Source organism: Nocardia sp. NBC_01329 (assembly GCF_035956715.1).
Taxonomy (GTDB): Bacteria; Actinomycetota; Actinomycetes; order Mycobacteriales; family Mycobacteriaceae; genus Nocardia.
Map to the genome: position 1 here is coordinate 4,126,388 of NZ_CP108381.1, position 22,680 is coordinate 4,149,067.

At 67.3% G+C, this 22,680-nt stretch carries 24 protein-coding genes; 10 read left to right on the plus strand and 14 right to left on the minus strand.

Annotated features, from left to right (window positions below):
- Positions 1-45: 45 nt before the first annotated feature.
- From OG405_RS18830 to OG405_RS18840, 3 genes are read right to left on the minus strand one after another with little or no spacing between them, the layout of a single operon-like run.
- Complete coding sequence (locus OG405_RS18830; RefSeq protein WP_327152403.1) at positions 46-873, minus strand: ABC transporter ATP-binding protein; 828 nt, start codon at positions 871-873, stop codon at positions 46-48.
- A gap of 43 nt (positions 874-916) precedes the next feature.
- Positions 917-1,996: a FecCD family ABC transporter permease gene (locus OG405_RS18835; RefSeq protein WP_327147784.1), complete on the minus strand. Its 1,080-nt coding sequence runs from the start codon at positions 1,994-1,996 to the stop codon at positions 917-919.
- The gene (locus OG405_RS18840; protein WP_327147785.1) at positions 1,993-3,024 is read right to left on the minus strand and encodes a FecCD family ABC transporter permease; all 1,032 of its coding nucleotides are present in this window, start codon (positions 3,022-3,024) and stop codon (positions 1,993-1,995) included. The genes OG405_RS18835 and OG405_RS18840 overlap by 4 nt, the downstream gene beginning before the upstream one ends.
- A gap of 576 nt (positions 3,025-3,600) precedes the next feature.
- Here OG405_RS18840 and OG405_RS18845 point away from each other — a divergent pair.
- The 4 genes from OG405_RS18845 (at position 3,601) to OG405_RS18860 (ending at position 6,884) form a co-directional block, all read left to right on the plus strand.
- Positions 3,601-4,245 (plus strand): MspA family porin, encoded by a 645-nt coding sequence (locus OG405_RS18845; protein WP_327147786.1) that lies wholly within the window; start codon positions 3,601-3,603, stop codon positions 4,243-4,245.
- A 66-nt stretch (positions 4,246-4,311) separates the two neighbouring features.
- Positions 4,312-4,974 carry an MspA family porin gene (locus OG405_RS18850; protein ID WP_327147787.1) on the plus strand — a complete coding sequence of 221 codons (663 nt, stop codon included), beginning with the start codon at positions 4,312-4,314 and terminating at the stop codon, positions 4,972-4,974.
- 312 nt (positions 4,975-5,286) lie between these two features.
- The gene (locus tag OG405_RS18855; RefSeq protein WP_327147788.1) at positions 5,287-5,829 is read left to right on the plus strand and encodes a YaeQ family protein; all 543 of its coding nucleotides are present in this window, start codon (positions 5,287-5,289) and stop codon (positions 5,827-5,829) included.
- On the plus strand, positions 5,829-6,884 hold the full coding sequence (locus tag OG405_RS18860) for an MFS transporter (protein ID WP_327147789.1): 1,056 nt from the start codon (positions 5,829-5,831) through the stop codon (positions 6,882-6,884). Before OG405_RS18855 ends, OG405_RS18860 begins: the two co-directional genes overlap by 1 nt.
- On the opposite strand, the gene OG405_RS18865 is transcribed toward OG405_RS18860, so the two are convergent.
- Positions 6,825-7,415 carry a response regulator transcription factor gene (locus tag OG405_RS18865; RefSeq protein WP_327152404.1) on the minus strand — a complete coding sequence of 197 codons (591 nt, stop codon included), beginning with the start codon at positions 7,413-7,415 and terminating at the stop codon, positions 6,825-6,827. The genes OG405_RS18860 and OG405_RS18865 overlap by 60 nt on opposite strands.
- A gap of 65 nt (positions 7,416-7,480) precedes the next feature.
- Positions 7,481-8,494 carry a sensor histidine kinase gene (locus OG405_RS18870; RefSeq protein WP_327147790.1) on the minus strand — a complete coding sequence of 338 codons (1,014 nt, stop codon included), beginning with the start codon at positions 8,492-8,494 and terminating at the stop codon, positions 7,481-7,483.
- 173 nt (positions 8,495-8,667) lie between these two features.
- Between OG405_RS18870 and OG405_RS18875 the strand changes: the two genes are divergently transcribed.
- From OG405_RS18875 to OG405_RS18885, 3 genes are read left to right on the plus strand one after another with little or no spacing between them, the layout of a single operon-like run.
- Positions 8,668-8,943 (plus strand): hypothetical protein, encoded by a 276-nt coding sequence (locus OG405_RS18875; RefSeq protein WP_327147791.1) that lies wholly within the window; start codon positions 8,668-8,670, stop codon positions 8,941-8,943.
- Positions 8,940-9,437, plus strand: coding sequence for a CBS domain-containing protein (locus OG405_RS18880; protein WP_327147792.1), 498 nt, complete (start codon positions 8,940-8,942; stop codon positions 9,435-9,437). The genes OG405_RS18875 and OG405_RS18880 overlap by 4 nt, the downstream gene beginning before the upstream one ends.
- 27 nt (positions 9,438-9,464) lie before the next feature.
- On the plus strand, positions 9,465-10,748 hold the full coding sequence (locus OG405_RS18885; RefSeq protein ID WP_327147793.1) for an ArsB/NhaD family transporter: 1,284 nt from the start codon (positions 9,465-9,467) through the stop codon (positions 10,746-10,748).
- Between the two features lie 8 nt (positions 10,749-10,756).
- Here the strand turns inward: OG405_RS18885 and OG405_RS18890 are convergent, their stop codons facing one another.
- The 3 genes from OG405_RS18890 to OG405_RS18900 all read right to left on the minus strand — a co-directional run bounded on the left by OG405_RS18890 (position 10,757) and on the right by OG405_RS18900 (position 14,433).
- A complete protein-coding gene (locus tag OG405_RS18890) occupies positions 10,757-12,079 on the minus strand; it encodes an NtaA/DmoA family FMN-dependent monooxygenase (protein ID WP_327147794.1) in 1,323 nt (440 codons plus the stop codon).
- A 198-nt stretch (positions 12,080-12,277) separates the two neighbouring features.
- The gene (locus OG405_RS18895; RefSeq protein ID WP_327147795.1) at positions 12,278-12,868 is read right to left on the minus strand and encodes a TetR/AcrR family transcriptional regulator; all 591 of its coding nucleotides are present in this window, start codon (positions 12,866-12,868) and stop codon (positions 12,278-12,280) included.
- A 29-nt stretch (positions 12,869-12,897) separates the two neighbouring features.
- Complete coding sequence (locus OG405_RS18900; RefSeq protein ID WP_327147796.1) at positions 12,898-14,433, minus strand: MFS transporter; 1,536 nt, start codon at positions 14,431-14,433, stop codon at positions 12,898-12,900.
- Positions 14,434-14,606: 173 nt separating this feature from the next.
- Between OG405_RS18900 and OG405_RS18905 the strand changes: the two genes are divergently transcribed.
- Both OG405_RS18905 and pip read left to right on the plus strand, forming a co-directional pair.
- The gene (locus OG405_RS18905; RefSeq protein ID WP_327147797.1) at positions 14,607-14,765 is read left to right on the plus strand and encodes a hypothetical protein; all 159 of its coding nucleotides are present in this window, start codon (positions 14,607-14,609) and stop codon (positions 14,763-14,765) included.
- A gap of 89 nt (positions 14,766-14,854) precedes the next feature.
- Positions 14,855-15,826: a prolyl aminopeptidase gene (gene pip / locus OG405_RS18910; RefSeq protein WP_327147798.1), complete on the plus strand. Its 972-nt coding sequence runs from the start codon at positions 14,855-14,857 to the stop codon at positions 15,824-15,826.
- 186 nt (positions 15,827-16,012) lie between these two features.
- Here pip and OG405_RS18915 read toward each other — a convergent pair whose 3' ends face one another.
- Positions 16,013-16,903, minus strand: coding sequence for an NAD(P)-dependent oxidoreductase (locus tag OG405_RS18915; RefSeq protein ID WP_327147799.1), 891 nt, complete (start codon positions 16,901-16,903; stop codon positions 16,013-16,015).
- Between the two features lie 381 nt (positions 16,904-17,284).
- Between OG405_RS18915 and OG405_RS18920 the strand changes: the two genes are divergently transcribed.
- The gene (locus OG405_RS18920; protein WP_327147800.1) at positions 17,285-18,511 is read left to right on the plus strand and encodes a helix-turn-helix transcriptional regulator; all 1,227 of its coding nucleotides are present in this window, start codon (positions 17,285-17,287) and stop codon (positions 18,509-18,511) included.
- Between the two features lie 22 nt (positions 18,512-18,533).
- Here the strand turns inward: OG405_RS18920 and OG405_RS18925 are convergent, their stop codons facing one another.
- From OG405_RS18925 to OG405_RS18945, 5 genes are read right to left on the minus strand one after another with little or no spacing between them, the layout of a single operon-like run.
- Positions 18,534-18,746 carry a hypothetical protein gene (locus OG405_RS18925; RefSeq protein WP_327147801.1) on the minus strand — a complete coding sequence of 71 codons (213 nt, stop codon included), beginning with the start codon at positions 18,744-18,746 and terminating at the stop codon, positions 18,534-18,536.
- Positions 18,743-20,008, minus strand: a complete 1,266-nt coding sequence (locus OG405_RS18930; RefSeq protein ID WP_327147802.1) for an amidase family protein — start codon at positions 20,006-20,008, stop codon at positions 18,743-18,745. The genes OG405_RS18925 and OG405_RS18930 overlap by 4 nt, the downstream gene beginning before the upstream one ends.
- A 1-nt stretch (position 20,009) precedes the next feature.
- Positions 20,010-21,356 carry an MFS transporter gene (locus OG405_RS18935; RefSeq protein WP_327147803.1) on the minus strand — a complete coding sequence of 449 codons (1,347 nt, stop codon included), beginning with the start codon at positions 21,354-21,356 and terminating at the stop codon, positions 20,010-20,012.
- A gap of 42 nt (positions 21,357-21,398) precedes the next feature.
- Positions 21,399-22,010: a flavin reductase family protein gene (locus OG405_RS18940; RefSeq protein WP_327147804.1), complete on the minus strand. Its 612-nt coding sequence runs from the start codon at positions 22,008-22,010 to the stop codon at positions 21,399-21,401.
- Entirely contained in the window at positions 22,007-22,606 is a 600-nt protein-coding gene (locus OG405_RS18945) for an urea carboxylase-associated family protein (protein WP_327147805.1), read from the minus strand. Before OG405_RS18945 ends, OG405_RS18940 begins: the two co-directional genes overlap by 4 nt.
- Between the last annotated feature and the right edge of the window lie 74 nt (positions 22,607-22,680).

The following is a 22,680-nucleotide window of genomic DNA, read 5'->3' on the forward strand; positions in this document are numbered from 1 at the left end:
AGCGAAACATCTATCCTGTAGTAGACCTGTCCCAGTTTGTCTCGTTCAGGCCGTCCGCACCGCGTTCTCGGCCAGCGGAACCACCAGCGGGGCGCCTGTTTCGGGGTCGTCTATCACCCGACAGCCCAGGTCGAAGACCTGCTGGACGAGCTCGGCCGTGACGATCTCGCGCGGCGCCCCGGCCGCGACCACCGCGCCGTCGCGCATGGCGATCAGGTGGTCGGCGTAACGGAACGCGTGATTCAGATCGTGCAGCACCGCGACAACCGTCCGCCCGGTCTTCCGGTTCAATTCACGGCATAGATCCAGTAGCTGGATCTGGTGGGCGATGTCGAGGAAGGTCGTCGGTTCGTCGAGCAGCACGATCGGCGTCTCCTGGGCGAGCACCATCGCGATCCACACCCGTTGCCGCTGACCGCCGGACAGCTCGTCGACCAGCCGACCCGACAGATCGGATACTCCGGTGGCCGCCATGGCCGCGGCCACGGCCTCCTCGTCGCGGCGCGACCACTGCCGGATCAGCGACTGATGCGGATAGCGGCCCCGGGCCACCAGATCGGCGACCCGGATCCCCTCCGGCGCGGTCGAGGTCTGCGGCAGTAATCCGATCCGCCGAGCGACCTCCTTGGCCGGGTAGCTGCCGATCTGTTTACCGTCGAGCAGTACCGCACCGGACTCGGGTGCCAGCAGTCGCGACAACGCCCGCAGCAGGGTGGATTTCCCGCACGCGTTCGGGCCGATGATGACGGTGAAGGTGCCGTCGGGGATATCGACGGTCAGTTCGTCGCTGATCACCCTGCTGCGGTAGCCGAGCCGTAGCCGGTCGGCCCGCAGCCGCGCCCCGGATCCGCCGGCCGACGCGTCCGCGGCCACCTCGACGGTGCTGTGCTCAAGTTTTTCGTCCACGATGATTCCCTCAGTTCCGTCGAGCCTCGGCCACCAGCAGATAGGCCAGATACGCACCGCCGATCGATGCGGTGACCACACCGACCGGCACGCTGGTCGGTGCGAACAGCCGCCGCGATATCCAGTCACAGACCACCAGCAGCAGCGCCCCCATCGCCGCCGCCGGCAGGAGCGCGGTCGTCGGAGTCCGGGCCAGTCGCCGGCCCAGCTGCGGTGCCGCGAGCGCGACGAACGCGATCGGACCCGCCACCGCCGTACCGACGGCCGTGAACGCGACACTGAGCACGATCAGCGCCAGCCGTGCCCGTCCCACTCGGATTCCGAGCGCCCGGGCCGCGTCGTCGCCCAATTCCAGCACCTGCAACCGGTACGCGGCGGGGATCACCGCCACCGCCAGAAGTGCCAGCACGATCAGGGCCGGCCCGATCTCGTCCCAGGTCAGCCCATCCAGCGTCCCGACTCCCCACGCGGCCGCCGACATCGCCTCGTCGAGATCGGCGCGCAGGATGAGCCAGGTGTTGATCGCCGCCATCATCGCCCCGACACCGATACCGACGATGATCAGCCGGAAACCCTTGACGTTCTGCTGGAATGCGAGCAAGAAGATCGCGAGCGCGGTGACCAGCCCGCCGCCGACCGCCCCGGCGGCGGTGGCGTAGTAGCCGCCACCGGACAGGATGACCAGCAGCGCTCCGGTGTAGGCGCCGGAATTGAACCCGACGATATCGGGGCTGCCCAGCGGATTACGGGTGACCGACTGCAGGATCGCACCGCTGATCCCGAGTGCCGCGCCGAGAACGAGCGCCATGAGCACCCGGGGCAACCGCCATTCCCGCACGACGAGTTCGTCGCCGCCCACCCCGGTGCCGAGCAGCGCCCGCAACACCCGGTCCGGCGGAATCGCGAAATCTCCGGTGCCGAGGGCGAGCAGCGCCACCACACAGGCCATGACCAGCAGTACGACGGTCACCACGAGGCCGCGCATTCCGAAACGAGCGGTGACACCGCGCAGGCGCAGCACCCGGACCGAACGGCCGAAGTCGACGGAGGAGGCGACGCCGAGACGCGGCGGCTTGCGCACCGTGGTCACGACTGCCTCAGCTCCGAGCGACGGGCGAGCCAGATCAGCACCGGGGCACCCAGGAACGCGGTCACCACACCCGCGGACAGTTCGTCGGGCGGGATCGCGACCCGGCCGAGCACATCCGCGAAGAGCACCAGCGCGGGCGCGAGGACGAGGGAATAGGCGACGATCCAGCGATTGTCGGGTCCGACGATCCAGCGCGCGATATGCGGGACGGCCAGGCCCACGAAGGTGATCGGCCCGACGGCCGCCGTCGCGGTACCGCAGAGCAGGATCAACGCGAGCGCGGTGCAGGCCCGGGTCCGGTTGACGTGCACGCCCAGCGCGCGGGCGAGATCGTCGCCGAGCGCGACGACATTGAGCGAACGGACGGCTACGAAGGCCAGGATCAGCCCGGCCACGATGAAGGGGGTCGCTCCGGCGAGCACGTCGTACCCGCGGCCGGTCAGCGCACCGGCGTCCCACTGCCGCATCTGGTCGAAGGCGGTCGGGTTCAGCAGGATCAACCCCTTGGTGACGCCGGTGAGTACGGCGGTCACCGCGACACCGGCCAGGGTGAGCCGAATCGGATCGGTCCCACCGCGACCGACGGTTCCCAGCCGAAACACCGCTATAGACACTACAGCGGCGCCCGCGAATCCGAACCAGACATAGGAGGAGATCCCATCGGCTCCCAGGTAGGCGACGGCGATCGCGATCGCGAAGGCGGCGCCGGCATTGATTCCGAGCAGGCCCGGATCGGCCAGCGGATTGCGGGTCAGGCCCTGCATCAGACAACCCGCGACGCCCAGCGCGCTACCCGCGAGCAATCCGAGCAGCGTACGGGGCAGGCGGTATTCGCTGATGACCAGGTCATCCGGCGATCCGTCGGGCGCCCACAGGGCACTAATGATTTCCGTGATCGGAATATGGCTCACCCCGACCACAAGGCTCAGTATGCAGGCGATTACCAGGACGACAACTCCCAGCAACCATCCAGTCCACCTGCGGACACCCGGGTGAGTGTGGTATTCATAGGACGAACCGGCGGTCATGAGGCGGTGCCACACCTTCTGTGCATCGAATCGTCCCCTTCCGGCCCGTATGACGTAGGTCACTGTTATCGCTCACAAATATTGTTAGCAAACGTTTATAGTGAGCGAAGGCTAACCTAACCGAAGACTGGCTGGCAACAGAATGCGCCGACACCGCACCCACGGTGTCCGCGTGCGGTGTTCGTTCCCCGGACCGGGGCGAGCCTCCGCTCGGCGCAACGACACACGAGCGAGAGGTGTGAGGGATGTGGACTCCGACGCTGCTGACGCCCATATACCCACCTCCCCCCTCGCCGCAGAGTTTCCGGTCGAACCCGGCCGGGTTGCAAGAAGATGGACAGGGATGAGGGAATAGATGACGCAGCCATTCGTCACCTGATCGCCCAGGAAGACGATCTGACACCGCCGGTGGGTTTTCCGTAACCGCCGGATTTCACCTGCGATTGGGCAGAGACACCCCCGAACCGTGGCCTACGCGCGTGCGCGGAAGGCCCAGGGAAAACTGCTGCCGTTTCGCCGGGCGGCACTGCCCGGCCGAATTCGGCGACAATTCGCAAAAACCATGAGGGAACCACGATGAATATCAAGTCGATTGCTGCCACAGCGGCGATGACGGCGGCGGGACTGGGCGTCGCCGGAGGCATGGCGAATGCCGACACCTTTGTACCGCTCCCCGGCGGCGAAAAGATCGGACCCGGCGTGAAATTGAGCCGGGTCGACGAAAGCGCGCTCATCTCGCCGTCGCTGTCGGCCAACGGCGCGGGCCGGGTCGCCTGGCTCAGCGGGCGGGTCTTCGCGGATGTCAGCCAGACTCCGGAAGGCACCCCGGGCCCCTGGAGGGGCCCCACGAACGCTCCCGGCACCAACAACTCGTCCACCCACGGCACTTCGCGCGTCAGCGCCGGATACATCGTCGGCTGCCAGGTCAGTATCGCCGACGACGCCATCTCCGCCGGCGTATCGGCCAGCGTGAGCACCTCCAGCCTGGGTGCCAGTGGTTCGCTCGGCATCAAGCTCGGCCCAGGTGATGTCAAATTCGTCAACGTCGAAGGCGTCGATATTCCGAAGCCCGGCGTGTACTGGGTCGATTACAAAGACGTCGAAATCCAGATCGAGGGCTGCGCCGGTTATGCCCAGGCCCGGTCCTACGCCGTCGTCGAAATCATCGGCGACCACTATTCGAAGACCACCCTGTACGGAGCTCCGTTCAGCATCGGCTGACGCACGTCGTATCTGGTCGATCAAATCCGTCGCTGAACGGAATTCTTTTCCGAGAGGGAAAATGTCATGTCTGTCATCAAGAAAAGCGTAATGCGGGCCGCGGGCCTGGCGGCCGCGTCCGTCGCCGCCGTCGGCCTGTTCTCGACCGGCGCGGCGAACGCCGACACCTTCGTCCCACTGCCGGGCGGCGAGCTGACCCACACACTGCCCAACGGGCTGAGCATCACCGCTCGTATCGCCAACGAGTCGGCGACGATCAATCCGTCGTTGGGGTCGACCCCACTGCACCGCAACGCCTGGGTCTCCGGTAGTGCGCAGGTCGAGGTACACGGACCGCACAAGGGCACCAAGATCACCCCCGGCTATGTCGTGGGCTGCCAGGTCGATATCAGCGGTGGCGCCGGCAACGCCGGAGGCGGCCTCACCCAGTCCGGCCAGAATACGACCGGCAACCTCAGCTCCGGCGCCAACCTGACCCTCGGCCCGGGTCAGTCCACCTCGTTCCTGCTGCTCGATATCGAGAAGCCGGACGTGTACGGCAACGAAGGCCATACCTTCGCCATCAAGTTCACCGGTCAGAACGGCTCGGTGACCTGGACCGATTCCACCATCGGCCTCAACGGTTGCGCCGGTTACGCCCAGGCCCGCTCCTTCGTGCGGGTCGAGACGACCACCGAGCAGGGCATCTCCGAGTTCCGCGTCTGGGGTCAGCCCTTCAGCATCGGCTGATCCGGCCCCAGCGGAATCGTTCGACAGCGGTAGCCCCGGCCACCCGGCCGGGGCTACTCGCGCGTGCACCCACCACCGTGCCCGGATGCGCGTCGCCGACCCATGCGGCCGCGATAATCGGGCACCGGCACCTCTGCGCCACGACACCGTCGAATCCGGCATGTTTGTGACACTGCACAAGAACATCTGGATCGCCCCACACCAGTGGCCCGCGCCGCCGCGGCTCGCGGGCGACGGGCAGCGCGCCACCACTCCGGCCGTGCGGATCGCGGATGGGCTTCATCCGACGGTGTTCATTAAGCTGACCCTCCTATGGCTACCGGCGCGACTCTGCACACCGTCACCCTGCACCTGTCCGATATCGACCGAGGCGTCTATCAGGAGCTGGAATTGCGGATGGCCCGGCACCCGTCGGAGACCGCGGAATTCCTGATCACCCGGCTCCTGGCCTACTGCCTCGAATACACCGAGGGCATCACCTTCAGCGACGGCGGCGTCTCGTCCACCGACGAACCTGCGGTACTGGTCCGCGATCTCACCGGCCGGATCACCGCCTGGATCGAGGTCGGCGCGCCGGATTCCGGCCGCGTGCATCGCGGCAGCAAACTCGCCGAGCGGGTCGCGGTGTACACCCATCGCGACCCCGCCAAAGTGCTGGCGCAGCTAACCGGAAAACGGGTCCATCGCGCCGAGACCATCCCGCTCGTCTCCTTCGACCGCGCCTTCGTGGATGCCGCGGCGGCGGCCCTCGAACGCCGCAACACCGCCACGGTGTCGGTCACCGAGCGCCAGCTCTACCTGGAGCTCAACGGAACCTCGCTCAGCACCCCGGTCGAGGAACGACACCTCGGATAGTGGGGGCCCGCCGTCGGGCGACGCACCCCACGAACCGCCGGCCCACCGGTGAGCCCGCCGGACCCAGGCCGGCTACTGCCACCCGCCTGCCGCCCGACTTCCACCGGCTCTGGGCCGCGTTCACCGCCGGGCAGATAGGGAGCTCCATCGGAGCGGGCGCGCTGCCCCTGGTCGCGATCCTGCTCACCGGCGCCTCCGATCTGCAGGTCTCCCTGATGGCGGCACTCGCCGGCGTCGGCGCGGCGGCGATCGCGATATTCGGCACGACGACCACGCTGATCGTCGACTCCCTCGGTCACCTGATCTCGGCGCTCGGCATCCGCCGAATCCGGACGCCCGAGGCGATTCCCGCGCGACAGGGCGGCAGCGGTTCCGGCCTGTCCGAGATCAGAACCGGCTGGACCTACATCGCCGCGCATTCCACCCTGCACCGGCTGTTCTGGAACGCCATGCTCTTCGGTGGCTCCCTGGTACTCGTCACGCCACTGATGGCGCTGCTCATGCTCCGCGAGCTGGGGTTCCCGCCCTGGCAGTACGGGCTTGCTCTGGGCATCCCCGGCGTCGGTGGCCTGCTGGGAGCGTGGTGCGCACCGCGGCTCGTCGCCCGGTTCGGTGAACGGGCGGTCCTGCTCGGTTCGGGCACCCTGCGCACCTGCTGGCTCGCGCCGCTGGTTCTCACCGGACCCGGTGCGCTCGGTCTCACCGTCGTTCTCGCCGCCGAAACCCTGCTGCTCTTCTGTGCCGGTGTGTTCAATCCGATGTTCGCCGCCTGCCGGATGAACCACACCGCCGACGACCATATGGTGCGCGTGGGCACCGCGTGGTCGATCTCCGCGAAATGCGTTCAACCGGTGTTCATCGCCCTCGGTGGTGTTCTCGCGGCCGCTACCGGAGTACGCGTCGCGATCGGTGTCGCCGCATTTGCGCTGCTCACCAGTTCCGCCCTGCTGCCCTGGCGGGCACGAGATCTGAGTCCCGGCCCGGGCGGGCCACTTTCAGGGCTCGATGAGTCCCGCCCGGATGGCATAGCGGGTCAGCGCCAGCCGATCACGTAACCCCAGCTTCTGCAGGACGTTGGCCCGATGACGATCCACGGTTTTCACACTGATGAACAGATCTCCGGCGATCTCACGTGAGGAGTGCCCCTCGGCGACGAGTTTGACGATCTCCTCCTCGCGCGGGGTGAGCAGGCTGCGCGGCAGGGGTTCGTCGCGATCGGCTTGTTGCAACCAGTCACGGATCAGCGAATTCACCGCCCCCGGATACAGATACGATTCGCCGCGCAACGTCGCCCGGCAGGCCTCGAGCAGGTCGCGGTCGGCCACCGATTTCAGTACGTAGCCGGAGGCGCCGACACGCAGTGATTCGAAGAAGTACTGCTCGTTGTCGTACATGGACAGCATCAGGATCCGCACTTCCGGTGCGGCGCGGTGGATTTCCCGGGCGGCCTGGATCCCGGTCAGCCGCGGCATGGCGATATCCAGGATCGCCAGATCGACCGGAATATGCCCGATCCGCTGCACGGCCTCGTGACCGTTCGCGGCCTCGGCGACGACCGTGAGATCGGGTTCGGCGTCGAGGATCATCCGCAGTCCGGAGCGGACCAGTGCGTGATCGTCGGCGAGCAGGATTCGGGCCACGGCCGGTGTCGTCACGGCGAACTCCGCTCGCCCCGGTGCGGAATCTCGAGACGCACCTCGGTGCCTTGCCTCGGCGGGGATTCGATGGTGAGGGTCGCGCTGACCAGCAGTGCGCGCTCGCGCATACCGCGGATACCGGAACCGTCCGCGGCCACCCCGCCCCGACCGTCGTCGGATACGCGCAGCACCAGCGAGTCGCCGCGCACCCGAAGGCTCAGCCCGACGCGGTGCGCGTCGGCGTGCCGCGCGATATTGGTCAAGCTCTCCTGGGCCACCCGGTAGCAGACGAGTTCGATATCGGGCGCCAGCCGCGGTAGTTTCCGGTCGACATCGCGCGTCACGCCGATTCCGGCCGTCGAGCTGAATTCACTGCACAGGGCACTCAGCGCGCTGGACAGGCCGAGATCGTCGAGCACATCGGGGCGTAGCCGCCGCGCGATCCCGCGCACTTCGTCCAGGCTGGTGCGCACGGTTTCCTGCGCGCCGTGCAATACGTCCACGACGTCGGCCGGCGCGCGGTCGGCGGCACGTTTCATCGACAGCAGCGCCACCGTCAGGCTCTGGCCGATCTCGTCGTGCAGTTCCCGGGCGATCCGCTGACGTTCGCCCTCCTGCGCGGCCAGGGCGGACGCACTGGCCGCCGCCCGTTCGGATTCGAGCCGGTCGACCATCGCGTTGAACGAGTCGATCACCCGGGACAGGTCCCCGTTGCCCCGGTCGTCGAGCCGGCCGCTGCGGCGCAGCGGATCCACCCGGCGCATGGAGACGACCAACTCATCCAGCGGCGCCAGACTGGATCGCAGCAGGAAGGCATTGGCCGCCAGGATCACCACCAGGCCCACCCCCAATACCGGTATCTCGGTGAGTCGCACCCGGGACGACACCGTCGCGGGCGATACCGCCAGCACCAGGGTGCCGAGGGTGAACACCAGCCCGTTGATGAGGAAGATCCGCCGGAACAGCGCGTCGACCGGAGTCCGGGTATGCCGCCGGAACAGGCCGTTTCCACTATCCGGACGGTCCATGACCTCAGTGTGGCCGCCCGCGCGCGGGCTGTCCATGGGGCGTGACACCCATTTTCGGACCGGGCCGCTACACAGCCCCGGCCACCGGAGATGGGTATCGGCACCGATGGTCGGCGGCACGCCCGCACGCCGAGACTGGGACGGAGACAACCAGCCCGGGAGGAGCGTTCGACGTGGACATCGACCGCGGCACCATACCGGGCCAGGGCACCGTGCATTATCTGCTGACCCGCAGCGGTGATCGGTTCGCGCTGGTCACCGGCACCGATGGTGAGAAGCACATTCACGTCTACCGCACTGCCCGCGACGAGCCCGTCCAATCCATCGCACTGGGCCGCGACGAAGCCGATCAACTCGCCGAACTGCTGCACAGCAGCCCCCTCCCGGACCGGGTGGCACGGCTGGAGCGGCTGATGGACCAGCTCGCCGGCGACAGGTTGCGGCCGTGACCACCCTCTCCCCGCACGCGCGACGGGACCATCCGATGCAAGCACACGAAATCGCGGTCCAGCTGCCGACCGTCCGCACCGGCGACCCCGTCGCCAAGGCCATGCGCCTGATGGTGGTCAACCGGTTGCCCGGACTCATCGTGGTCGACGGAGCCGGCCGGCCCGTGGCGGTGCTGCCCGGCACCCAGGTTCTGCGCCTGGCTATCCCCAGCTCCTATCAGGACGATCCCGCGCTGGCACGCACCATCGACGAACTGCACGCCGAACTGTTCTGGCGCGAACCCGGCGACCTGACCGTGGGCGATTGCCTGCCCGCGCACGCGCCGCGACCGGCCGTGGTCCACCGCGACGCCACCCTGCTCGAGATCGCCGCGTTGATGGCGCAGCGGCACAGTCCCCTGGTCGCGGTGGTCGATCGCGCGTACACGCTGATCGGCGGAATCACCCTCGAACGGCTGCTGATCAGCCTGGCCGTCGCCGGCCCCGACGACTGAGCCGACGGGCGCTGGGGAGGTGAGGCGATGAACCAGGTCCTGGCGGTCACGGTGTTCGTCGGGGCGTTCTGGTTCATCGCCACCGAACGCGCGGACAAGGTGAAAGTCGTCCTGGTCGCGGCCGGTCTGATGACCGTCCTCGGATTGGTGCCCGGCGAGGAGGTCTTCTACAACCCGCACGTCGGCATCGACTGGAACGTCATCTTCCTGCTGCTCGGCATGATGATCATCGTCGGTGTCGTCAAGCACACGGGCCTGTTCGACTTCCTCGCCATCTGGGCCGCGAAACGGTCGCGCGGCAGCCCGTTCCGGCTGATGGTGATGCTGATGATCATCACCGCGGTCGCCTCGCCGCTCCTCGACAATGTCACCATCATCATGCTGGTCGCGCCGGTCACCATCGTGGTGTGCGGCAGACTGGGTTTCGCCGCGCAGCCGTTCCTGATCGCCGAGGTACTGGCCGCCAATATCGGCGGCGCGGCGACCCTGGTGGGTGATCCGCCCAATATCATCATCGGCAGCCGGGCCGGCTTGAGTTTCAACGATTTCCTGCTGCACATGGCCCCGGCCGTGGCCGTGATCTTCGCCCTGTTCGTCCTGTTCACCCGCTGGCTGTTCCGAAAGCATCTGCGCGAGCGCTCCGAACACATCGAGACAGTGGCGGCCCTTCAGGAACGCCGTGCCATCACCGACCCGCGCCTGCTCACCCGCGCGATGCTCGTACTCGCCGGAGTCGTGGTGGGTTTCGGCCTGCATTCACTGCTGCATGTGGCGCCCTCGATCATCGCGCTGCTGGGCGCGGGCGCCATGGTGCTGATCTCCCGGCTCGATATCGGTGACATCCTGCGCGAGGTCGAATGGGGAACGCTGGTCTTCTTCATGGGGCTGTTCGTGATGGTCGCCGGGCTCGTACACACCGGTGTCATCGATCTCCTCGGCGACGCCGCCGTCGCCGCCTTCGGTGACAATCCTCTGCTGGCCTCGGCGGTCCTCGTCTTCGGATCCGCCGTCGTGGCGGCGTTCATCGACAACATCCCCTATACGACCACCATGGCCCCGGTGGTGGAGGGGCTGGTCGAACAGACTCCCGACCCCGGGCAGGGCCGGGCGCTGTGGTGGGCTTTCGCCTTCGGCGCGGATTTCAGCGGTAACGGCACCGCGGTCGCCGCGAGTGCCAATGTGGTGGCCCTCGATATCGCGCGGCGGGCCGGCCACCGGATCACGTTCTGGCAGTTCACCAGATACGGCGTCGTGGTCACCGCACTCAGCTGTGTACTCGCCTGGATCTACGTGGCGGTCCGTTATTTCTGACCCGCCGGTTATACCGCGACGCGGTCGGTCACCGAATCGGGTAGCGGCGGCAGCTCCAGATTCTCCCGGAAGGTGGCGCCGAGGTAGTCGGAGCCGACGATATCGCGGCGGCGCAGTTCCGGCAGGAGCCCGTTGGTGACGAAATCGCGGGTACGGGGATCGTCGAGACCGCTGACGGTGACGATATCGAGGACACCGGCGCGATAGCGCTCCTCGATGGCGTCGGCCAACTGCTCGGGCGTGCCCGCCGCGGACCAGTGCCCGGTGTGCCGCGCTTCCAGGATCAATTCGCGCAGCGTCCGCCCGGAGGCCGCGAGCCGGACGAAGATCTCCACCCGACCGCGACGCCGGTGCACCGAATCGAGTTCGGGCAGCAGGCTTTCCGGGATAGGCCGGTCCAGGGGAAGATCGGCGAGATCCACGCCGCCGCCGAACATATCCGCGAGCAACCGGCGTCCTGCCTCGAAATCGAAGGACTCCTCTTGTTCGCGGACCAGCCGCGCGGCTTCGGCTTCGGTGGCGCCGTAGGTGGCATGGAAGGAACTGAAGATGTACGGCAGCCCCTCGGGACGGCCCAGTTCCCGGGCGCGGGCCCGGATCCGGTGGGTGTAGGTGAGCGCGTCGTCGAGTGTGGTGAGCGAGGTGAACACCGATTCGGCGTAGCGGGCGCCGAGTTCCACCCCGCCCGCCGACTGCCCCGCCTGGAACTGCACCGGCCGCCGCTGCGGCAGCGACGGAATGTTCAACGGTCCGCGCACGGTGAAATGATCGCCCCGGTAATCGATCGGCCGGACCCGGGCCGGGTCGAGTACGGCACCACCGCGACCGTCCGGGGTGAGCGCGCCCCGGCCCCACGAATCGAAGAGCGCGTGCACCACTTCCAGCGATTCCGCGGCCCGCGCATAACGCTGCTCCGGGTTCGGCAGTTCCTGATCGCTGTAGTTCTCCTCGCCGAGCGACGAGGTCACGGCGTTCCAGGCCGAGCGGCCGTTGCTCACATGATCGAGGGTGCCGAACAGCCGGGCCAGGTTGTAGGGATGGTGGAAGGTGGTGGTGACGGTGGCGATCAGACCGATATGCGTTGTCACCGCACTCAAGGCCGAGAGGTAGATCAGCGGCTCCTGCGCACCGATGGCCCCCTGCGCGCCGAAGCTGAGCAGATCGGCCGCGAAGAGCGCGTCGATCTTGTTCTCCTCCGCGATCTTCGCGACGGTGATCGCGGTATCCAGAGTCGAGCGGGCCGGATCCACGGCCGCCGCGTAGATATCGGTACCGCCACTGACTCCGGTGACCGTTTTGAGATGCCGTCGAGGTCTGCTGCGCGATACCACCTGCCGACGATAGGACGCTGCCGGCCGTATCTGGCAGCCTTGCGCTCAGCGTGATCCGGATAATCGCTCACGGCGGCGCGCCGGAGCCACGCCCGTGGGGCTCCCGCCGGCCACGGGTGCCGCAGATCGTCACCGGCCGGTTCGGCGTGCTTCGACGTAAGCGCCACCGCCCGCGGCGGCCCCCGACCCGTGGACCGGTCACCCGCGGCGGGCTCGTCCCGGCTGTGGACCGGTGCGCGGTAGCGCACCGTCGAGGACTGCGCGGATACGAACCGGATCGGCATCGTGGTCGTCGAGGAGGATGGCCGTACACAGCCCGTCGCAGAGTGCGACGAAGGCTCCGGCGACGTCGGGATCGTCGGTCCGTGTCCGGGCGAGTTCGGCGACACTGTCGCGCCAGCTTCGCGCTGCTGGGCGGAGTGCGGGCCGGCGAGCCGCCAGGGTCGAGAGTTCGCGTTCGGCGAGTGCACGCTCACGACCGGGACCCGCGGACTCGGCGATGATCCGGGCGAGACCGTCCAGCGGGTCGTCCGCGGAGTCGGCGAGTTGGCGGATTCGCTGGGTATAGACCTCGGTGACGCTGGTCAGGGCTGCCACCAGCAGCTCGTCCAAGGTGGCGAAGTAGTAGAGGGTCAGGCTGGTGGTGATGCCGGCCTCTCTGGCGACGGTTCGGTGGGTCACGGAGGCGGCACCGTCGCGGTGCACGATCGTGAGTGTTGCCTCGATGATCTGGGCTCGGCGGCGTTGACCGCGTAGTTTGCGGCCATCGACAGTGTCGTGTTCGACCATCGTGGTCCTCTCGCCGATCGTCACCGCTACTACGAAGTCGAGGCTATCGTCTCTTCCTCATGGTCGGCGGCGCCGATCGGGCCGATGTGGCGCAGCATCCTGAAGCACACGATCGCCGCGCCGGCGACAGCGATGCCCGCGACGATCGCGGCGGTGTTGAGTCCGCTGGTGAACGCGTCCTGCGCGCGGTGGAGAGCCGCCACCGGCAGCTGGTCCCGCACCGACATCGCACCGGAGAGGCTGTCGCTGTAGGACTCGGCCACGGATCGGGACAGCCCGGGTGGGGCCTCGACCGCAGTCCGGTAGATCGCCGTGGTGAGGCTTCCCAGCAGCGCCACCCCGGCCGCGATCCCCAGCTCCTGCACAGTCTCCGACAGCGCCGCGGCCGACCCGGATCTCGTCGAGGGTGCCGCGCTCACGACGATATCGGTGCCGAGTGCAGCGATGACGCCCAGACCGAGATAGACGAACGCGAAGCCGGCGACGACGGTCGGCTTGCTGTCGGTCCCGGCGAAGGCGAGCAAGACATATCCGATCAGTGACAGGGCCAAGGTGGCGGCCATGACGATGCCCGGCGAGACACGACCGGCTATCAAGGGGGCACCGATCCCGCCGATCAGCATGGCCACGGCCGGTGGCCCCATCCACAGCCCGGCCGCCAGCGGAGAGAGCCCCTCGACGAGCTGTAGGTACTGCGTGACCAGGTACATCGCCCCGCCGAAACCGACCAGGCCGATCAGCAAGACGGACAAGGCGGAGGAGAAGGCCCGGTCGGTGAAGAGTCTGATGTCCAGCAGCGGCTCTCGCAGACGCAGTTGGCGACGGAGGAAGGCCACCGTCGAGCCGCCGCCGAGAAGGACGGCGGCCAGCGCCTGGGCATCGATACCGTGGGTGGCGACGTGCTTGATCGCATAGATGATCGGGAGCATCGCGGCCAGCGACAGCGCGACGCTCCGCAGATCGAGCCGCGGGGCATCGCTCCGATACTCCGGCAGTAGCGCTGGTGCCGCGACCAGGACCACCACACTGATCGGTACCGCGATCAGAAAGACTGCGCCCCACCAGAAGTGAGCGGTCAGGACTCCGCCCACGACGGGTCCCGCCGCCATTCCGAGCGCGAACATCGTGGCCCACACACCGATCGCCGACGCCCGCTGCCGGGCGTCGGCGAACATGTTGCTGATCAGGGACAGGGTGGAGGGCATCAGCGTCGCTCCGGCCACGCCGAGCAGTGCCCGCGCCGCGATCAGCCAGAGGGCGCTGGGAGCGAACGCCGCAAGGACCGACGCCGCGCCGAATGCCGCCATCCCGATCATCAGCAGACGCCGGCGGCCGATCCGGTCGCCCAGCGTTCCCATCGTGATCAGGAACCCCGCGATGAGGAATCCGTAGGCGTCCATGATCCACAACGTCTCCGTCGCGGTGGGATGCAGGTCCACGGCGAGGCTCGGGACGACGAGGTAGAGCGCCGTGACATCGAGACCCAACAGCACGGTCGGCAACGCCAGCACCGCGAGGCCGGCCCACGGCCGCCACCCGGGACGCGACGACGGTTCTGCACCCATCTCACTCTCCGATCTAGTTGAACGTTTGTACTATTTGTACCATCGTTCAACATTAAGCCGGAAGAGCCCCGTCAAGAAGCGCCTGCGCGGACGACCGTCGCAACCACCATTTTCCGCAGTGACGAACAGTTCGCGGCGTTCTACTGCACGGCGAAACCGACTGGGCCAGAAATGTGGACGCCGCGGGGTACGCCCGGATCCACTGTCGCGGCGGCACGATCGCCGTGCGTAATCCGTGCATCGTCGAGCCGCGCCGGGCCACCACCGATGTGCCGCATCTCGCGCGCCTGGGTAACCGGGTCGCCGGAATCATCGTCTTCGGTATCGGCTGACTTCGGTCACGGAAATCGAGCCGATCAGGCCGCCGGTCCGCGCCATCCGGTCTCGCGGCAGCGAGCTCCGCTGATTACCCTTGGCGCGCGTGATCCCCGCTGACCGACCGCGACCGTTTCCCGAAATCGAGCCCTACGATTCGGGTCTGCTCGAAGTGAGCGATGACAACCTGATCTACTGGGAAACCAGTGGTAACCCACGCGGCAAGCCCGCCCTGGTCGTCCACGGCGGCCCGGGTGGTGGCGGCCGCCGCGGCGCGCGCACCCTGTTCGACCCGGACATGTTCCGGATCGTGCTCTTCGATCAGCGCGGATGCGGTGCGAGCCGGCCACACGCCGCCGATCCGGCCGTCGATATGCGCACCAACACCACCGAGCATCTACTCGCGGATATGGAATCGCTGCGCGAGCATCTCGGTATCGAGCAGTGGCTCCTCTACGGCGGCTCGTGGGGTTCGACCCTGGTCCTCGCCTACGCGCAGCGCCATCCCGAGCGGGTCGCCGGAGTCGTACTCGCCGGTGTCACCATGACCCGCCCGGCGGAGATCGCCTGGCTGTACCACGGCGTGCGATCGCTGTTGCCGGTCGAATGGGAGCGTTTCCGCGACAGCGTCCCCACCGCGCACCGGGACAAGAACCTGGTCGAGGCGTACCGGCTGCTGATGGAGGACCCGGCACCCGAGATTCGCGAGACGGCCACGCGGGAGTGGTGCGCATGGGAAGACGCGGTGATCGCGCACGAAAACCTCGGCGCACCGGGCCAGTACAGCGCGCAGCCGGACGCGGATCGCCTGGCCTTGGTACGGATCTGCACCCACTATTTCGCCCACGCCGCCTGGCTCGACGACGGACAACTCCTGCGGGACGCACACCGCCTCGCGGAGATTCCCGGTGTGTTGATCCACGGCCGCCTCGACCTCTCCGCGCCCCTGCGCACTGCCTGGGAGCTCGCCCGTGCCTGGCCGGCCGCCGAACTACGGATCATCGAGGATTCGGGGCATACCGGCAGCCCCGCACTACAGGCGGCCATCCTCGACGCGATCGCCGGTTTCGGCTCCTGAACCCATGCAGGTTCTCAAAGGTATGTACCGGGCCGAAGCCGAGTATCTCGCGGCCGGTGGCCCCGGCACTGCCTCGTCCACCACACTCGCACCGTTCTTCGCCCCGCCGGTCTCCCCTACGGCGGACTCCGGCGCGGCCACGCCGGCATGGGGCGGTTCCTTCTACCGGCCGGATGGTGGCGACTGTCAGATAGCGGTACGTGGACGCGGATTCAGACTCTCGAAGGCCCGTTCGGAGCTTTGCGCGCCGTGCCCGGCCGCGATCTGACGGTCCACGAGATTTCGGACCGGACCGATGATATCGAGATCGACTCCGGCGTCACGGCTGGCCGAGACAATGGCGTCCAAGGCGGCTTTGGTGAACGTCAGCGGCTGAAACACCTCGGAGTAGTCCCCGGTATCGATCTGTGCCCCGGCCGCGGGCAGCGACGGGAGCATGGCGGCGAGCAAGGAAGCGGAACGGTTGCCGAACTCCTCGGCCGACATCCCGATATCGCGGACCATGGCCGCACCGTGGTAATAGCCGGCGAACATCACGTACATGCCCGAGAGCAGGGCGAAGTCGATCAGCGAGGCGCGACCAGCGTCAGCGCCGAAATATTCGGCGGTACCGAGCGTTTCGAGCGCTTCGCGATGAGCCTCGAAGACGGTGGACGAGCCACTGTAGAGCAGTGCCGACCCCGGCTGCCCGATCATCGCGGGAACCGCCATGATGCCACCATCGAGATATGGAATGTCTTGCGCTGCCGCCCATTCGGCCAGTTCCCTGGCTCCGGCCGGTTCCGTACTCGTGAGATTCACCAACGCACGATCGGCCAGCAACCCGCCCACCGGGTCCAGGACCTCGTGCACCGACTCGTGGTCGAACAGGCACGCGACGACGAGAGCACTCGCTCGCACAGCCTCCTCCACCGTCGCGACGCTGACAGCGCCCTGTGCGACGAGCTCGGCGTCCTTCCCCGGACTGCGGTTCCATATGGTGGTCGGGTGTCCGGCGGCGACGAACGCCGCAGCCAGCGCCCGGCCCATCGCCCCCAAGCCGAGCACGGTCACCGTCGTATGCGTAGAGGCTGTCACTGCGTGTGCTCCTGTGTCGTCTGCTCTTGTTCGGGTGGCGTCGCGACACGCCGAGATCGATTCTTCGGGGGCGCTGCCCCTGAGACAAGTACGCACTAATCAGTGGGGTACTTACCTATCTGTAAGCGCCGCGCGACCGCGCGGCGGTCCGTGGGTTCCGGCCAGACGATCGCCCAGACCAGCATTATCAGCGGCAGCCCGACCGCGACCAGTGAGTGCGAACCACTCTGCCGAGTAGGGGGATTCCCCCTACTCGAGACGCTGGTGAGACCGCACTGGCGGCCCTATCCTGGGTTTACCTCTTCGCGGAGGACATCTCCCCCGGCCGACGGGCCGGGGGTATCCGCGAAGTGGACCATTCCGCGAAGAAGGCAGGCCGCTATGCCGACCCCTGACGAACTCGCCACACGCGCGATAGGCGAGCGCATCCAGAACATCCGCACGCGTACCGGCCGCACACGTGCCGTTGTCGCCGGTCTGGTCGGCCGGTCCGAGGACTGGCTACGGGATGTCGAGAAAGGCCGGCTACAGCACCCGCCGGCGCTGGATATGTTGCTACGGATCGGGCAGGCGCTCGGCATACGGGATCTGACCGAGATAACCGGTGACCATGAGTTGCTGGTCGGCATCTCGCGCCGCGCCGGGCACCCTGTCGTGCCCGCCATCCGCGAAGCGATAGAAGGTGTCGACCTCACCCCGGCACCGTCACCGGTCGACACCGCCGAACTCGCCGCGCGGGTCGACCGCGCTTGGCGGATGTGGCACACATCGGCGACACCGCGCGCCGATGCGGGCGCGATGCTGCCCGAACTGATCCGCGACGGCCGCCGGGCGCTGCGCACTCTCGACGGACAGGAACGCCGCGCCGCGGCAGCGGCACTGTCGGGCGCCTACGCGCTGTCCGAACAAGTCCTTGCCTGGGTCGCCGACGCTCCGCTGTTGTGGCTCGCCGCCGACCGGTGCATGTCGGCCGCCGAGGTCGCCGACGACCCGGTAACGCTCGCGTCGGCGTCCTGGGTACTGGGCAACGTCTGGCGCTCGACGGGCCGCGAGGATGACGCCTACCGCCTTGCGGGCGATGCGGTGGCGCTGCTGGAACCGCACCTGGACGGCGGCCGGGACGCACAAGCGCTCTGGGGTGCCTGCCAACTGCACGGCGCGATCACAGCCGCCCGTATCGGCCGCGAAGGTGACGCGCTACGCGGCATAGACCAGGCGATGGGGATGGCGCGCGCACTGCCCGCCGGATCGGCCCATCCTTGGACGCTTTTCGGTGTAGCGAACACCGAAATCAGCGCCGTTTCGGTACAGGTCGACCTACGCAAGTCCGGCAGCGCGTTGGACGCGGCAAGCGCCGTCGACCCCGATGCGGTGCCGTCGGTCGACCGCCGGTCGCGGCTGTGGCTGGAACTGTCCCGCGCGTATGCGCAACAACGGGATTGGCTCGGCACGCTCGGTGCACTACGCACCGGCACTGCCGTGAGCGAAGAGTCTATGAGGTGCCATCCGCTGGCGCGCGCGCTGGCGGCCGACTTGGTCACGCACGGCGGGCGGCTCAACGAGCGCGAGTCGCGGGCGCTGGCCGCTCGGCTCGGTGTCACTGCCTGAGCCGGTCAACAGTCCGAAACGGTCAGTGGTATAGCAGTTCGGCTACTACTTTCCCACTCTCCGCGGCCAGCGACCAGGCCGGCGTATTGAGTCCGCCGACCGTCGTCCACTTCGGCACCCAGGTGTGGATCAGCGCGAGGTTCGGCGCCCAGACCACGGCCGCGTCAAGGGGACGCTCGCCACCAGGACGATCGCGGCAGCCGCGACCAGGTGGGTCGGGTAGATCTTCACTCATTGTGGCGAGAGCCGGGCTGAGGTGAGCAACTGCGCTGCAACCAATACGCGCCGGTCCTGTCCGGAGTGGCCGGAGAGCTGAAGGCTCGAAGGCCGCACGGCGAATCCATCACCGGTGGGAACAACGGCACTCGGTGCATCGAGATAGCTCAACATCATCGTCAGGTTCAGCGCACGCGCATTCATTTCGTCGTGCAGCTCCGGAGAGTCGCGGATGTCCACGTAGGCGGGCGCGTCGATCTCGGCTGCCGGGTTCAGCATGACAGCGTTCCCCAGCTCCCGGCCGAACTGCTGCCGCAACGTCGGTATGGCGTCGTAGAGAGCGGTGGAGCCGTGCTCCCGCAATCGGGCACGCGATCGCCGCAGGCGGCGCTGGACCGGTGCGGAAAGGAGGTTCGGCTGCTCGAGATATGCGCCGAATGCGGCGAATGCCTCCGACTCCACGATCGGGATATGTTGCCGATGCAGTCGTTGGACGGTGTCGAGAACATCGATCCTGCGTTGGACGATGCGGTGCCCTTTTCCGCGCAAGCAAGCCAGATCGGCGTGGAACCGTTCGAGAACATCCTGATCACACCTGGCGAGATATTCGTCGTGCGGGACCACGAAGACCGGGGTCGACGAATCGGTGACCGCATGCGCCTCGCTCGCCAGAATCCGGTCGATGGTTTCCAGGTGCGCGACGCTGGCCGCGATCACCGCGACCGCATCCAATGTCGGTGCGAGTGGGGTCATGCCCGCGCTCGGATAGCGGCCCAGACTGGGCCGGAATCCGGGCACTCCCGCCCACGCCGCCGGGATCCGCCCGGATCCGGAGGTATCGCTGGCGAGCGCGAACGCCACAACTCCGGCCCGGACGGCCGCTGCCGAGCCCGACGACGAGCCACCGACCAGGTATTCGCGGCCGGCTCGGGTCAGCGTCGGTGTCCCGAACCTCTCGTTGACTCCGAGCCCGGAATACGCGAGCTCGCTCATAGTGGTCTTGCCGATCAGTACCGCTCCGGCCGCGGTGATACGCCGCACGGCCTCCGCGTCCCGGCGGGCAAGCGGCCGCCGGTCGAAGATCTGTGACGCTGCCGAGGTGCGGGTCCCGCGAACATCGAAAACATCCTTCACGGCGAATGGCATTCCGGCGAGCTCGCCCCCGAGACCCTGTGGATCGGTCGCCGCGCGGGCAGGCGTGAGCTGGAGGAAGACGTTCTCGGTCTGTTGTGCCTTCGCCAGCGCGTATTCCGGCGTCAACTGTTCACGCGGACCGGTCATCTCACACCACCTGCTGCCGAGTGCTCAGCAGACGCTGCGAGCGGGCAAGTCCACCGAGCGGGCGGCCCATCGTCTCCTCACCGAGGACGAGCGTCGCCAAGAGCCCGACAGCGTTGACCGCCGCAAGAAACCACATCACTGCGCCGACACCGAAACCGGTCAAGAAGGCGGGAAGGAAGAAAGTGCTGATCGCGGCACCGATACGACTGATCGCCACGACGATCCCGGTCGCGGTGGCTCGCACAGAGGTCGGGAACAATTCGTTGGGAACAATGATCTCGATGAAGTTCGACGCGCCCGACGCGACCGCGTACAACGCGAGCGCGGCGAACAGCAAACTCGGTGGGGCCGCCGGGAAAACGGCGATGAACCCGAAGGTAAGCGCCATGATCGCGAAGGTGCTGACCAGCAGTGGGATCCGGCCGATCCGATCGACAAGCCAGAGTCCTGGCACGCTGCCCACGACGAACAGCAACGCGATGAGCAGTTCGGGCAGATAGTGCGACTCGGTTCCGATACCGAGGTCGTGTAGCAGTGTCGGCCCGAAGCTGTAGATGGCGAACAGGGGGATGACGTGAGCGATGAAGAATGCGCTCACAAAGACGATTCGCCGAATCGAGAGCCGGGTCATCAGTGCTGCCGGAGTTGTTTCGGGTTCATGCAGCTCATCCACCTGGGCGTCCGGGCCCCAGATCTTGCGGACGACCTGCTCTGCCTCGGCGCGACGACCACAGCTGAGCAGCCAGCGGGGCGACTCCGGCGCGTTCAGGCGCAGGACGAGTGTCACCACACCTATGACGGCAGGAGAGGCGAGCATCCACCGCCACGCGTCGGGCCCGATTGCCGACAACGCCCACCCGGCCCCGGCGGCGAGTGCCGCCCCGACTCCGAACGCGGCGAACAGGGCACCGAGCAGCCGTCCGCGATACCGACTGGGGACGAACTCCGCGAGCATCGAACTCGCGATCGGATAGTCGGCGCCGATCATGACTCCCAGCGCGAAGCGCAGCACGACGAGCTGCCATGGTTCGACCACGAACGCACTGAGGATCGAGAGAACACTCAGAGCGACCAGATTGCCGATGTACATGACCTTGCGGCCGATACGGTCGGTCAACCGCCCGAACACAACGCCACCGACAAGGATGCCCGCGAGTGCTGATGCCGCGGCGAGGCCCGTCTGCGTGGCATCGAGGTCGAGCGCCGGGCCGAGCGTCACCAGCGCGAGACCGATGATTGTGACGATGTAGCCGTCCAGTAGCGGGCCACCGGCCGAGAAGGCCGTCAGTTTCAGATGAAACCGCGTGAGCGGGGCGCGATCGATAAAGGACTCAGCGGGATCGGACATTGGACGTTTCCTCTGCAGTGAAGTGGTTCGGTCGCTCGCGGTTCAGCCCGCGGCCCGTGCGGGCGCGGCGGATCGCGGTAGCAGTGTGCTCGCGGTGAAAGTGCTTCCGATGCGGCCGAGCGGGCGGACGGCCGTCTTGTCGATACGGCCGGACCCGGTGATCAGCCGCTCCGATACCCGGGCGGTGAGGACCGCACCGAACACCAGGGTTTCGCGGCCGAAAGATCGGGTTTCCACGAGCTCGCACTCGAAGACGGCGGCGCATCCGTCGATTACGGGCGGCGACACCCGGAATGCCTTACTGGTCGGCAGGGCGAGCGCAGCTAGTTCATCGAACTGAGGCGGGCTGTCGTCACCGCTTCGGGCGACCTCGTCGACACGATCTGTCTCCGCGATCTGCACGACGAACTGCCGCGTCGCCAGGATATTGCCGAGTGTGTCCTTGGGGCTGCCGTCCTCGCGCGGCTCGATGGCGACCATGAGAACCAGGGGGTCGGTGGAGGCGATCGTGAAGAAACTGAAAGGTGCGAGATTGTTCTCCTGGGCCGGGCTCACCGAGGTGATCCACGCGATCGGCCGCGGCGCGACGGTCCACGACACCATCGAGAACCGTTCGGCGGGGCCGAGGTGATCGATGGAGATCATCGAGCTCATGCGCGGCGTCCGATGACCTCGTAGGCGACACCGGTGGGAGTCCGTCCTACTCCGTTCGTCGGCGCGAGATCCTGCGGGCACGCCGAGAGCACCACCACGACATCCTCGAGCGCTGCCAATCGAACGTGATCAGCCGGACGTGCGAGCGGTGAATCGATCGAGAACGCGCCATCCGGCGTGATCGGGACCCGCATGAAGAGGTTCAGCGGCTGCGGAACGAACTGCGGAGCTTCGACACCGGCGGCGGCCAGCGCTTCGAAGAAGTTGTCATGACAATTGTCGTGATACCCCTCGACCCCGAGTTGCCGGTAGCGCGCCAGGTCACAGCTCGGGATGAGCATGTCGTGATCGCCCGGGCTCGAGTCTTCGATCATCGACAACAGCGGACGACGGGTGTTGTCCATCAAGCTGTCGCCGACCCGGATCGTCAATCGGCCGTGGTGCATCCAGGTATGAGGTGCCGACAGAAATCGCGTGGGCTTCTCCGCCGAGAGCGCCCAGGTGTCGACCACCTGCCGACCGTGGGTGTTCGTCACCACGAGTTCGTCTCCGGCGGAGAGCTCGACTGTCGTTCCGGTGCGGGCGGCAAGTTCCATGACCTCGCACTTCCTTCCACTACACAAACGATTGGGTTGCTTGGGTCACATCTTTACACAAACGTTCGGGTAGG

Bases quoted from the DNA above. Each gene is read 5' to 3' on its own strand.
- OG405_RS18840 (WP_327147785.1), bottom strand. From the start codon at position 3,024: ATGACCGCCGGTTCGTCCTATGAATACCACACTCACCCGGGTGTCCGC.
- OG405_RS18845 (WP_327147786.1), top strand. From the start codon at position 3,601: ATGAATATCAAGTCGATTGCTGCCACAGCGGCGATGACGGCGGCGGGA.
- OG405_RS18850 (WP_327147787.1), top strand. From the start codon at position 4,312: ATGTCTGTCATCAAGAAAAGCGTAATGCGGGCCGCGGGCCTGGCGGCC.
- OG405_RS18855 (WP_327147788.1), top strand. From the start codon at position 5,287: ATGGCTACCGGCGCGACTCTGCACACCGTCACCCTGCACCTGTCCGAT.
- OG405_RS18865 (WP_327152404.1), bottom strand. From the start codon at position 7,415: ATGATCCTCGACGCCGAACCCGATCTCACGGTCGTCGCCGAGGCCGCG.
- OG405_RS18870 (WP_327147790.1), bottom strand. From the start codon at position 8,494: ATGGACCGTCCGGATAGTGGAAACGGCCTGTTCCGGCGGCATACCCGG.
- OG405_RS18885 (WP_327147793.1), top strand. From the start codon at position 9,465: ATGAACCAGGTCCTGGCGGTCACGGTGTTCGTCGGGGCGTTCTGGTTC.
- OG405_RS18895 (WP_327147795.1), bottom strand. From the start codon at position 12,868: ATGGTCGAACACGACACTGTCGATGGCCGCAAACTACGCGGTCAACGC.
- OG405_RS18900 (WP_327147796.1), bottom strand. From the start codon at position 14,433: ATGGGTGCAGAACCGTCGTCGCGTCCCGGGTGGCGGCCGTGGGCCGGC.
- OG405_RS18920 (WP_327147800.1), top strand. From the start codon at position 17,285: ATGCCGACCCCTGACGAACTCGCCACACGCGCGATAGGCGAGCGCATC.
- OG405_RS18925 (WP_327147801.1), bottom strand. From the start codon at position 18,746: ATGAGTGAAGATCTACCCGACCCACCTGGTCGCGGCTGCCGCGATCGT.
- OG405_RS18930 (WP_327147802.1), bottom strand. From the start codon at position 20,008: ATGACCGGTCCGCGTGAACAGTTGACGCCGGAATACGCGCTGGCGAAG.
- OG405_RS18935 (WP_327147803.1), bottom strand. From the start codon at position 21,356: ATGTCCGATCCCGCTGAGTCCTTTATCGATCGCGCCCCGCTCACGCGG.
- OG405_RS18940 (WP_327147804.1), bottom strand. From the start codon at position 22,010: ATGAGCTCGATGATCTCCATCGATCACCTCGGCCCCGCCGAACGGTTC.
- OG405_RS18945 (WP_327147805.1), bottom strand. From the start codon at position 22,606: ATGGAACTTGCCGCCCGCACCGGAACGACAGTCGAGCTCTCCGCCGGA.